Here is a 13,369-nt window from a genome sequence, read left to right as displayed (position 1 = left end):
ATTAAAAAGAAGAGTAGACCAATCTACTCTTCTATATTTTTAGTATTAGTTATCAATATGTTTCTTATAGCTAAAAACATATATACTGAGCTTATAATTAAGTAAATATAATTTATAAATACAATATTAAGAGCTAATACTCTTCTTATACAACTTATAATTACAGCTGTTGTAATAGCATATAAACTGAGTTTATATAAGTTTATATATTTTATTCCAGCTTTAAGCACCGAGTTTATTAGTGTACCTACAGCAGATACCATAAATGCTGTAAATAGATTTGAAAGAAAAAATAATACTGGAGCAGATGCAAGCATAATAAAAGCTCCTGCCTTAAAATCATACATCGCTTCAATAAATTCAGCCTTATTAAATTTTAAGAACTTTATTATACTATACCTAGTTTCATCTATACTACTAGATCCATTCTTTATATAAGCTTTATCCTTAAGAATTAGTACAGCTTTATCATAGTCTTCTATTTTTGATAAACCAGTCTTTCCTGTAGTATCTATTACTATATTATAATCATTTCTTTTTAGTAAGATTGGTTGTTTTCCATCTACTTCTAAAATTCCATTATTAAAAGTAAACTCCGGGAATTCATATACTACTTCATTATGTATTGTATCCATGAATTTATAATAATTATATGTAGGTCTGATATAGCTTATAAATCCAAAAATTATTGATATTGTAAATAGATAAATTATTGCACTAGCAAAACTCAATTCATTAAACTTTATATAAAACTTAGGTTTAGCCATTGCATTATATATCTTTATAAAAAAAGGCACATTCTTATCCATACTATCCCTCCTTATTGTATTTTAGCCATTGAAAAAATTTTTAGTACTGAATGTTGTTTATATTCATGCAAAGTTGGAAATAATCTAACTAAAATAGGAAGGAGGATGAAGTTTGAAGGAAAAAGAAGAAAAGGAAGAAAAACAGGAAAAGAAAAAAAAGAAACTTTCTTTATCAAAAACTATTACCATGCTTATATTAGCTTTTTTTTGCATAGCAATGTCTTATTCTTTTTATGCTTATAATGACATAATCACTGACTTTAAAATTGATTTTGATAAAAAGGATTATTCAACAGCAAATTCCCTTATGGTATCAAAAGGGAACTTTAATCCTGCAAAAAAGCTATTATTATATACTGATTTAAAAAACTATTTCTCAGCATATATAGATGACCTGATGTCTAGTTACAAAAATAATAGTTTATCAGATGAAGCTACACTAGCAGCTTTAAGTGAAGTAGAAAGATATGGTGTAGTTAATGATAAGATAAGCGAAGCTAAGAAGAATATCCCTCTCCTTAACGACTCCGCTAATAACTTTTCATTAGGCATGAAGTTATATAAAGATAAAAACTATCTAGACGCTTATAATGCTTTTGACAAAGTTAGTAATTTTGATGATAACTTTCTAAAAGCAGAGGAATATAAAAAAGAAGTAATTAATTCAATAAAAGAGGAAACACTAAGCTCAGCTGAGAAACTAGTTTCTGAAAATTATTTTTCTAAAGCTATCTCTTTACTAGAAGACAATGCTAAATATTATTCTAATGATAAGGATATATTAAGCAAAATTGATGAATATAAAGATGAAAAAAATAAATTTCTCAATAAAGATTCAACCAACAAGAATTCAGCTTCTGATTCCTCTAAGAATACGAGCTCAAATTCAAGCTCTAACGAATCAAAAGCTAATAATTTATCAAATGATTCTTCAAAGAACACCACAAATTCAAATAGCAATACGGACTCTACCACAAAGACTACCTCTGTTGCAGCAATGACAATTAATGCAAATACAATAAATTCACTTAACCTTACTTCTGATACATCTTATTTGGTTTATGTAAACTTATCAGCTCAAAAAACTTATGTTTTTAAGGGCAAAAAGAATGATTGGAGTTTGGTAAAAAATTATTCCTGTTCTACTGGAATAAAAGGAAGCGAAACCCCTTCAGGAGTGTATACTGTAAAAGAGAAAGGTGATTGGTTCTATTCAACTGATTACAAAGAAGGGGCTAAGTACTGGGTTCAATTTGATGGTAATTACTTATTTCACTCATTACCTTACAATGAATCCAAAACCAAAATAACAGATTATACATTAGGTAAAGCCGCTTCTCACGGCTGTATTAGGCTTAAAGTAGAAGATGCTAAATGGATATATGATAATATTACAAGAGGGTCAAAAGTAATAATAAACTAGGTAAAACAAAATGCCCCCTGTCAATTAGACAGAGGGCATTTAAAATTTTATCTAGTTTATTTTTAGTTTATTATTTATCTAAGTTATGATTATATATTCTCCTATTTTCAAGAGACCACAATCTCTCGGAGAATTCTTTCTCTTCCGTTTCACCTGTTACTCTTCTTATATCATACATTCTAGCATCAATTATATCTATATAATGCAGCATTTCAGCTTCTGCTATCATAGGCTTAACCGGACTTCCATACTCTGGCTCATAATGATGTGAAAGTATCATATGTTGTAGTAATACTATTACTTCTCTATCAGCTTTAAAACTTTCTCCTACAACTTCAACATCTTTTATTCCTTGAGTTATATGGCCAAGCAATGTACCCTCTAAACTATATTCACCCACTATACCAAGCTCATTAGAGTTCATTTCCTTCATCTTTGCAAGATCGTGTAGTATCACCCCAGCATAAAGTAGATCTTTATTTAAGAATGTATATATTGAGCTTAAGTTTTCTGCTACATTAAGCATTGTCATTATATGATAAAGTAACCCGCCTCTTATTGCATGATGATTTTTCTTCGCAGCTGGATAATACATTAATTTATTTTTAGAATCGTTAAATAAATACCCAACAATATTCTTTATATCTTCATTTTTCATTTTTTCTATATATTCTTTTATCTTATCAAACATGTATTCACTATCGAATGGAGCACTTTGAACATAGTCCTGAATATTTATATTATCTCCTTGCTCTATATTTCTTATCTTCTCAATCTTAAGTTGAAGATTTCCTTGCCAAGCAGACACCATTCCTCTTATTTTAACAATTGTATTTTCGTTAAATAAATTTTCATTTTCCTCATTAACTTCCCATAGCTTTCCTGCTATCTCACCAGTGCTATCCCCCAATGCAAAATCTAGGTACTTTTTGCCATTAGCATTTGCTGTTTTTAAACTTACTGATTTAATCAGGTAGAACCCTTCTACTCTTTCATTTTGTTCAAATTCACTTATCTTTCTTAATTCTATACCCAATACGCTTTACATCCTTTCGTCAATATACTATTAATAATTATATCTTTAGTTTACTATTCATAAACATAAACAAGTAAAATTTTTTATTTAAATGCTTATAATATATTATATACTTAAATTATACCTTAAGTTAGAACCATATACTGATCATAAGTTATACACTAATAATTATTATAGACCTATAAAAATTTACAGGAGGTTTTAATATGAATATACCAAAGGAAGTTCAGTTCATAATAGATAAATTTTATGAAAATGGTTTTGAAGCCTTTATTGTTGGTGGCTGTGTTAGAGATAACATACGAGGAATTACACCTAATGATTATGATATAACTACAAGTGCCTTTCCAGAGAAAATACAAAGTTTATTTGATAAAACAATTCCTACAGGAATACAGCATGGAACCATTACAGTTATTGTTCAAGGTAATAGCTTTGAAGTAACTACATATAGAATTGATGGAGAATATATAGATAATAGAAGACCTGAGTCGGTTGAGTTTGTATCTAATATAAAAGAAGACTTATCTAGAAGGGATTTTACTATAAATGCAATGGCATACAATAACATCTCAGGCCTAATTGATTATTTTGGTGGTCTTGATGATATAAATAATAAACTAATAAAAGCAGTTGGAGATCCTGATAAGAGATTCAATGAAGATGCTTTAAGGATGATGAGAGCGATCAGGTTCGCTTCTCAACTTGGTTTTGATATAGAAAAAGAGACTCTTTCATCAATTATGAAGAATAGTCATCTTATAAAAAATATAAGTTTTGAAAGAATACGAGATGAATTTATAAAAATAATAATGTCTGATAACCCTACTCTAGGACTTAAACTTTTAGCTGATACAAAAATACTTAAACATATAATTCCTGAACTAGATGCTTGCGTTGGTTTTGATCAGCATACCCCTTATCATGATAAAGATATATTCAATCATACTCTATCAGTTGTAGAAAAGGTACCAAAAAAAGTTCATCTAAGACTTGCAGCATTGTTTCATGATATAGCAAAACCAGTATGCTTTGCTCTAGATGAAAATAACATTGGCCATTTCTATGGGCATAATAATAAAGGTGAGTATCTTTCAAGAAAGATATTTAGACGTCTTAGAATTGATAATGTAACTTCTGATATGGCATGCACATTAGTAAAGGAACATATGAATGTGCTAGTAAATGCCACAGATGTAGCCTTAAAAAGGATGATAAATAGAGTTGGCAAGGATTTAGTTTATGACTTATTTAAGCTTCAAAGAGCTGATATATTATCCTCTGCGCCACCATTTTTATACCTTGAACATGTCGATAACATGGATAATAGAATTACTGAGATTTTAAACTCAAAAGCACCACTATCTTCAAAAGACTTGATCATAAACGGAAATGACTTAATTAACGAACTAAACTTAAAACCCGGAAAAGAATTAGGTAACTTATTAAATCATCTATTGGAAAAGGTTCTTAAAGACCCAACCTTAAATACTAGGGAGAATTTATTTAACTTAGCGAAAGATTATCTAATATATAACAAGTAATTTTAGTAATTGCAGAGGAGATTTTATTATGATTATTAATGCGTTTAACGGAGTATTTACCCTTGTAATTCTAATAACAGTTGGATTTTCCTTAGGTAAAAAAGGATGGTTTAATGATAATGCAGACAACTTAATGTCTAAACTAGTAATAAATATATCACTCCCTGCATTTATGATAGCTAACCTAAATACTAGCTTTACTAAAGAACAATTTATAGGTTCCTTAGGTGGATATATAGTTGCATTTTTATGTATAACTCTAACTTATCTAGTGGGATCTATTATATATAAGGTCTTTAACATCTCCAGCAACAGAAAAGGTGTTTTTAGGGCCTTATTTGGATTATCCAATACTATATTTGTAGGGCTACCAGTAAATATATCTATCTTTGGAGAAAAGGCTCTTCCTTATATATTGATATATTATATAATAAACACCTTGTTCTTTTGGTCCATAGCTGCCTATGATATAAGACAAGATGGTAAAAGTGTTAATAATAAGTTTCTTTCAAAAGAAAACTTAAAAAACATTATCTCCGCCCCTTTGGTTGCTTTCATATTTTCAACTATACTGATACTTCTACAAATTAAGCTACCTATTTTTATTTTAGATAGTTGTAAGTATCTAGGAAACTTAACTACTCCTTTATCTACAATATTTATAGGTTCTATACTCTCTAGTATGAATTATAGCGAAATGAAAGTGGACAAAGACTCTGTTTTAATTCTTATAGGTAGATTCATAATATCTCCAATAGCAGCTTTCATACTTCTAAGTTTCACTTCATTTCCGTTATTGATGAAACAGGTATTTATAGTAATGTCTGCTATGCCTGTTATGAATACAGTAGCTATTGTTGCCAGAGAGTATGATGGAGACTATAAGTTTGCTTCGGTATTAAATGCAACCTCACTTATAGCAAGTTTTGTCTTCATACCTATATATGTTTTTTTGTTTAAATACCTCTTATAAATCGCTTATTATGAACACCTGCACTTATCTATATAAATAAATCTTATATACGAAAAGTATTGTAATTATAATTGATATTATATACTGACTCTATTTCTTATATAGTAAAAGAAAAGAATATATAAATTTACATTGTGCAAACTTATATATTCTTATATTCGTATATTTTAGCTGTACCATCTCATTTTTAAATTTATATTTTCAAAGTATCCTTTCAGAACCCAGAAGGGTTTTGAAAATAGTTTTCAGATTGAAGTGGTACATATTCATTTAGTATTTAACCTCTTTATCTAATCCAAATAAGTAAAGATATTTTTCTTTAACTTTCTTTCCTGTTATCTTTTCTAGAGTATCTGAATAATAATTGAGTTGCACTTCATATCTATCCTTTATCAATTGTTCATTACCTTCCTCAACATAATCAGTTTTATAATCTACTAAAACTAATCCATCTTCTTCTTCAAAGAAACAATCAACAACTCCTTGCAGTCTTACTAGTTCATCTTTTGTCTCTTCCTTTGATAAAGATTTATCCACAAGGTATGCTGGTATCTCTGTAAAGAAAGGTAACTCTCTATAAAGCATACTACCATTTTCATAAGCTTCAATAATTCTTTTTCCTATATTACTTTGGAAAAACTTAAATATTTTACTTATGTTCACTACTTTAGCTTGCTCCTTAGTTAAAAATTCTCCTTGTACCATATCTTCAAGCTGGTCCTCAACCTCTTCTCTGCTTCTTAACTTTCCAAGTTCTATATGCTGCATAACAAAATGTACTACTGTACCTCGTTCAGCAGCCGATAATCCCTTTTCTTCTTGTAAGAACTGAGGTTTAATTATTCTATCACCTTTATATATAGTCTCAATCTCATTCTGATCCTCCTCATAAGCAGCACGTTTTAAATCTGATACTGATATATTTGCCGCGATACTGGTAGAACTCTTGAACTTATATTGAAAATCTAATCTTCTCTCTATATCTTCATTTATTTCACCACTATCTTTATATATAAAGAGTCTTCTTTCCTGTGATTCATCTTCAATTTCATCCACAGCTTTTAATTTTTCATCCACAATTACATCATTCTTGGACCAGTATTTTATATTCCATGTGGAAAAGTCACTTTTAATATAGTCCACAATTGTATTTCCACTTTTCCTTAATTCTTCACCATTCTTATGTTTTGCAAGTGCCATACCAATCCAATCCATATAACTCTTACCCTTTAAAACTTCTGAAGATAGTATCTTATCATCACTTAATGCAGCTGCAGAACACCATCTTTTAGTTACCTTCTCAAGATTTGAAACTGCTCCTGTTATTATAAGTTTTTCTTTTGCTCTAGTGAAAGCGACATATAGCACTCTCATCTCTTCAGAGAGGGCCTCAAGTTTGAATCTCATCTTTATTGCATGCTTAGGCAAAGAGGTGTAACTTATTCTTCTATCTACATCAATATATTCTGGACCAAAACCTAATTCATCATGAAATAGTATTTCTTTATTTAAATCCATAAGATTAAATTGTTTTCCACACCCTGACAAAAATACTACTGGGAATTCTAGACCCTTACTCTTATGAATACTCATAATCCTTACTACATCTTCATTTTCACCAAGTATTTTAGCACTTCCCATATCTCCTGAGGACTTTCTAAGTTTATTTATAAAGTTTATAAAATTAAATAGGCCTTTAAAGCTTGTTTTTTCATATTGTTTAGCTCTTTGAAATAATATTCTTAAATTAGCCTGCCTTTGCACTCCATTAGGCATAGCCCCTGCATATCCATAATATGAAGTATCCATATATAAATACCATATAAATTCATCAATTGGCATATAAAGAGCTTTGTCTCTCCATAACTTAAGCTTTTCAGCAAAATAAACACATTTTCTCTTAAGTTCATCATTAATAGTGATGTCTGAAGCTTCACTACTTAACGCACCTTCACTTATAGATTTTAATATTTCATAAAAATATTTTTCTTTATCTATCAACCTTAGCTCTCCTAATTCTTCAGATGAAAATAAGAATATAGGTGATCTTAAAACCGATAGTATATGAATATCTTGCATAGGATTATCTATTACTTGAAGAAGAGACATAATAGTTCTAATTTCAATAGTATCAAAATATCCTGTGCCAGTATCAGCATAAACAGGTATTCCACTTTGTCCTAACTCATCTACAAAAACTTCTGACCAGTTTTTTGTTGCTCTTAAAAGTATAACTATGTCTTTATATTTAAGCCTTCTATACTTATCTAAACTCCTATCCCAAACCATATACTTCTTACCATTAGAAGCATTCATCAGTTCATGTATCCTTTTAGCAACTATTCTTGCTTCAATCTGTATAGAATCTAAATCCTCTTCTGCTTCGCTGTTTTGAACATCTTCTTGCATATCACTTTCTACAACTTCAGCTTCTTCACTATCTTCCTTTTGAGCTGATTTATCTAAGATGTGTACTTCTATATCTCCAGCTATCTCTATATCCTGTGTATTAACTTCATTTTCTATATCATATACATTTTCTGCATCTAAATCTTTATAATCAGCACCAAGATTCAATGCCTCATTTTCATCATATTCAAGTTCACCAACTGATTTTGACATGAGCATATTGAATATATAGTTTACACCATCAATAACTTCTTTTCTGCTTCTGAAGTTCTTATAAAGCATTATCTTCATATCATGACTTCCATCTGTAGGATAACTATTGTATTTATTTAAAAACAACTCTGGCTTTGCATGCCTAAATCTATATATACTTTGTTTAACATCACCTACCATAAATACATTAGGATCTTCTTCCTCTTTTCTAGAAACCATGCTTATTATTGTCTCTTGAATGTTATTGGTATCTTGGTACTCATCAACTAATACTTCACTGAATTTCATTTTAAATTCTTTAGCTACGGAGGATGGCATTATTTGTCCATCTTCACCTTCTTCAGTAAGCACATTAAGACATAAATGTTCTAAATCATTGAAGTCTAAAATACCTCTATCCCTCTTCTTGCCTTTATATCTTTTATCAAATTCTAATACTAGGCCTACTAGTTCATTTATAAGAAAATACAATATCTTAAAATCCTTAACTGCTTCTTCAGGTGGTATTGAAAATATATCTTCTTTCATCTTATTCAGCTTTTTCTTAACGTCATCTCTTATATCTTTAACTCTCTGTTGAGCTTCTTCATCTGATACCTGATTCTTCTTTACAGACTTGAGCTTTGAAAAGCTTAAACCTTCTATTTTGTTATATACAGAACTTAATCCACCAGCAATTCCTTCTCTAATACTAATAATTTGATTTATATCATCTTCTATATTAGTTAAGTATGGTTCTAAACCTTCAGTTGTTTCAGAAAGCTCTTTAGCATTATGTAGTAACCTTTCAAAAGTTTCTAATTCTATTTCTACATTATTAATTAATATCTTAGCCCAGTGGCTGTTATTAAGCTCCTCTTCACTACATATATTTAGCTCTTCACATTTTTCTTTAAGCCAAGTTTCTGGCCATGGTTCACTCATAGAGAACTGATACAGGTCTAAAACCATCTGTTGAAGCTTGCTATCATCTTTTCCTTGGCCATATGAATCAACTAATTTTTTAAAACTATCATCATCTTGATCATATCTGTCTTCGAATAGTTCGCTTACAACTTCACTTCTTATTAGAGTACATTCTGTATCATCGCCTATTCTAAAATTAGGGTCTAGGTCTATGTGGTGAAAATTGTTTTTTATAACATCTAAGCAAAAGGAATGCATCGTAGTTATATTTGCTCTATTTAATAGTGCTAACTGTCTTTGTAAAACCTTTGAATTAGGAGAATGTTCTAAAGCCTTTGATATAGCATCACCTATTCTTTCTCTCATTTCTGCTGCCGCAGCTGAAGTAAAGGTAACTACTAAAAGGCTATCTATATCTACAGGCTCTTCACCTTCAGTTATCATTCTTATTATCCTCTCAACCAATACCGCAGTTTTACCTGACCCAGCTGCAGCTGCTACTAGTAAATTTCTTCTTCTGGTTGTTATAGCACTAAGTTGTTCTGCAGTCCATTTAGTTTCTCCCATTACCTTTCACCCCCTTGATGTTCTTCTACAGTGCTTGATATTTCTTTCCATAATTCTTCATCACTATGTTTTCTTATAAGCTTATGAGTATTATCTTTTAAGCTTATATCAAACTGACATATTGAAGAATAATTACAAAAATTACAATATGTAAACTTACCATCTTTTGATGGCTCTATCTTTATACGCCCGCTTAACATTTCTTCACATAGCTCTATCATCTTTTCATTAACATATTTTCTTAGCATGTTAAATTGCTCTTCTGTAACCACAGCACTTTGTTTTGTAAAATCTCCATCTTTCTTAAAAGCTGCAGGAATAATCAAAGAATAAGTTTCCATAGTCTTATCCATAGCTTTAACTAACTTTATGTCCTTAAGCATAAGTCCATCCATCTTTAGTTTCTTAAGAATCTGTTCCTTGATTTCATCGTCACTTAAATCCCTTTTAGATTTTATTATAGGATCATCAATTCTAAAATAAAGTATAGCCCCAGGTACTACTTGCTTATCTAAAAAGTACTTTGAGTTTTTAATCAATGCATCTAAATAAACTAATAACTGAATCTGAAGACCATAGTAAAGCTGATTAAGGTCAAATTCTTTACTTCCAGACTTATAATCTATTATCCTAATATAGGTCTCTCCTTCAAGTTCAACTGTATCTACTCTATCTATTCTACCTGTTAAATAAACCTCATCACCTGATGCCAGCTTAAGCTTTATTGGTTCACTGTCTTTATAGCTACCAAATTCAAACTCATTTCTGAATATATCAAATTTACTCCTTCTCATATGTTCAGATATTACTGTTACAGATTTAGTTAATATATTTTTAAATCTATCTGTAAAATACTTATATCTTTTTGAACTATTTAATATAGAAGCAGAACTTTCTCCTACTTGCTTATCTACTATTTCTGATATTATATTCTTACATTTTTCTTTATCAAGATCATTCCACTGTATTTTCTTATCTCTTATATGATTAGTAAATTCATCTAAAACGTTATGCATAAAGCTTCCAAGATCAGGTGGTGTAAATTCATATACCTTCCTATCCTTTGCTTTTAATCCATATTGAACATAATAGGCAAATGGACACTGAGCATATTTTTCTATTCTAGATACATTAAACAACAACTTATCATTACTAGAGTATATCTTTCTTATCTTATCTCTAGCTATATCCTGTTCTTGATTGGTATATTTGAGACCTTTAAAAATATTATCCGCTTTTTCCTTCCACTGAGGCTTTCTCTTGTACCATGAATAAACTTCTGACCAGTATGCTTCAACTTCCTTCTTATCAAAATCTCTTCTTAATGCACCAATAAGCTCATTAAAGGTTGGAACTGGAGCAACTACCTTTTCTAAAGTATCATTATTTTCTCTAAAGATATCACTTTCTTCTTTAACATTTGGAAATATCTTTTTAAGTCTAGGTATTATAATAGATGGTCTTAAAGATTTCCCCTCAAAATCTGCTAAAGGATAAGTTATCATTAGATAATTACTACACATAGTCAAGGTTGAATAAATCAGAAATTGCTCTTCAAAGGCTTTTGTTTTAGTATCTGAAGCAAGTTCTACACCTTGATCTCTTAAAAGCTCTCTATCCTGATCTGAAAGTATACCTTCATCCTTATTTGAAGCAGGAAATACACCATCATTTGTACCTACTATGTATAAGGCTTTTAACTCTCTGCTTCTTATTCTTGATATTTCACCTATATTAACCTGATCTAAAGCAACTGGAATCAAACCAATCTCGTACTTTTCAAAGCCCACATTAAGTATCTTAATAAAATCATTAGGATCTATTATTTCTTCTCCCATTACATCTACCGCTTGGTCTAGTACTTCCATAATTATCTCTATTACTTGTTCATACTCCTTTGCCTTATCACCAACACCTTTTTCTTCAAATACTCTAGATAAGCTCTCCATTCTTTCAATAATACCAAGTGATGCCATAAAGTCATATAGTGCTATGCAAATATCTCTCACTGTACACTTACCTTTGATATTAGAGTAGAAATCTATTAGCGGCTGCTTAACCTCATCTTTTATATCATTTATAAGAGATAGTCTTTGTTTTTCTTCACTTGACATCTCATCTTTATCTGCATGATATCTATCAACGGGATACTCCCACCAATCTTCAAACCACTTTCTTCCCCTTATGCCATTGGCCAAAACATAGTTCTCTAAAATATCTATATAATCACCATTAAGACCTGTAAGGCCAGTTTTCAGATATTTAAATACACTCTCGTAGGACCAGTTCCTTGATGATATTTCAAATATTGAAGTTATAAGTACTATGAGAGGATTGCTAACTATATCTCGTTTCTTATCCAGAAAATATGGAATATCATATTGATTTAATATTACCGAAGTTATCTTTTCATAATCCTCTAAGTTTCTACATACTACCGATATATCTTTATATCTATACCCTTGGTCTCTCACTAATCTTAATATGTCTTTTGCTACAACTTCTATTTCATCATAATTATTATTAGCCTTATATATTCTTATATCTCCATTAGACCACTTATAAGGTATAAATGGATATGTAAAAAAGTGTTTTTCTAAATGATTTAATTCGCGGCTTTCTTTAAATCTAAAATTTTCCCTACTATTCAAATCTAAATATCCATCATAAGGAACCCTATTTTCACCAGCTATTCTTATAAGCTTCTTTTCCGTATTCTTAATTACATTAAAAATATCAGTTTCATCTAATCCATGAGTCTCATCTAAGGTTAAAGCAAAATATACGTTATTTGCTTTTTGCATAAGCTTACCAAGAACTCTTAATTGTTGAGGTGTAAAGGTAGTAAACTCATCTACCCATATATCTGCTCCATCAAAAATATTACAATTATCAAGTTTATCTGATAACATATTCAATTCATCTTCTGAATCTATATAATTCTTGTGAAGTACTTCATTAAACTTATCAAATATTATAGATAAGTCATTTAATTTCATTTTTAATTCTTCATCATCTTCTCGCATAGCCTGCATTGTAACTTTTAATATTTCCGAGGTAATATTGTATTTTTTAAATTCTGTTATAGTTTTAGAAACTATATCTATAAATCCTTGCTGCTTTGAAGCTCTATAAAATACACTTAGTTTATCACTCACTTCTTCTAGCACCTTAAAAATGAGCATATTTCTTCCTGCTTCATTCATACGCTTATGAGTTATCCCTCCACAGAAGTTAAACACCCTATGAGCCATTCTTTTAAAACTTAACACCTCAGATTTTAGTACACTTTTCTCTCCAATATGCTTCAATAACCTTGTTTCTGTTTGGAAGGTAATTTGTTCTGGAACTAAAAGTATTAATTTATTTTCTTTTCCCTGTTCAATCTTATTTTTAATTTCTTCTATGCAATAGTAACTTTTACCGCTACCGGCTCTTCCGTATATAAACTTTATTCCCATAGACTATCTCCTATTTTTATCAATATAG

7 protein-coding genes are annotated in these 13,369 nt (G+C 30.0%); 3 read left to right on the top strand and 4 right to left on the bottom strand.

Going from position 1 to position 13,369, the window contains the following annotated elements:
* Positions 1-23 precede the first annotated feature (23 nt).
* Positions 24-809, bottom strand: coding sequence for a DUF1189 domain-containing protein (locus tag bsdtw1_RS21960; protein ID WP_183279596.1), 786 nt, complete (start codon positions 807-809; stop codon positions 24-26).
* A 112-nt stretch (positions 810-921) separates the two neighbouring features.
* Here bsdtw1_RS21960 and bsdtw1_RS21955 point away from each other — a divergent pair, with 112 nt between their 5' ends.
* On the top strand, positions 922-2,232 hold the full coding sequence (locus bsdtw1_RS21955) for a L,D-transpeptidase (RefSeq protein WP_183279595.1): 1,311 nt from the start codon (positions 922-924) through the stop codon (positions 2,230-2,232).
* Between the two features lie 70 nt (positions 2,233-2,302).
* Here the strand turns inward: bsdtw1_RS21955 and bsdtw1_RS21950 are convergent, their stop codons facing one another.
* Positions 2,303-3,268: a 3'-5' exoribonuclease YhaM family protein gene (locus bsdtw1_RS21950; protein ID WP_183279594.1), complete on the bottom strand. Its 966-nt coding sequence runs from the start codon at positions 3,266-3,268 to the stop codon at positions 2,303-2,305.
* A 206-nt stretch (positions 3,269-3,474) separates the two neighbouring features.
* On the opposite strand from bsdtw1_RS21950, the gene bsdtw1_RS21945 reads away from it, so the two are divergent.
* Together bsdtw1_RS21945 and bsdtw1_RS21940 are read left to right on the top strand one after the other, a co-directional pair.
* Entirely contained in the window at positions 3,475-4,812 is a 1,338-nt protein-coding gene (locus tag bsdtw1_RS21945) for a CCA tRNA nucleotidyltransferase (RefSeq protein WP_183279593.1), read from the top strand.
* A 28-nt stretch (positions 4,813-4,840) separates the two neighbouring features.
* On the top strand, positions 4,841-5,785 hold the full coding sequence (locus tag bsdtw1_RS21940; protein WP_183279592.1) for an AEC family transporter: 945 nt from the start codon (positions 4,841-4,843) through the stop codon (positions 5,783-5,785).
* A gap of 270 nt (positions 5,786-6,055) precedes the next feature.
* Here bsdtw1_RS21940 and addA read toward each other — a convergent pair whose 3' ends face one another.
* The gene (gene addA, locus bsdtw1_RS21935; protein ID WP_183279591.1) at positions 6,056-9,880 is read right to left on the bottom strand and encodes a helicase-exonuclease AddAB subunit AddA; all 3,825 of its coding nucleotides are present in this window, start codon (positions 9,878-9,880) and stop codon (positions 6,056-6,058) included.
* Positions 9,880-13,341 (bottom strand): helicase-exonuclease AddAB subunit AddB, encoded by a 3,462-nt coding sequence (gene addB, locus bsdtw1_RS21930; protein ID WP_183279590.1) that lies wholly within the window; start codon positions 13,339-13,341, stop codon positions 9,880-9,882. Before addB ends, addA begins: the two co-directional genes overlap by 1 nt.
* Between the last annotated feature and the right edge of the window lie 28 nt (positions 13,342-13,369).

It is taken from the genome of Clostridium fungisolvens (assembly GCF_014193895.1).
GTDB lineage: Bacteria > Bacillota > Clostridia > Clostridiales > Clostridiaceae > Clostridium_AR > Clostridium_AR fungisolvens.
The sequence above is the reverse complement of the archived record's forward strand: the minus strand, read 5'-3'. Positions and strand labels throughout refer to the sequence as shown.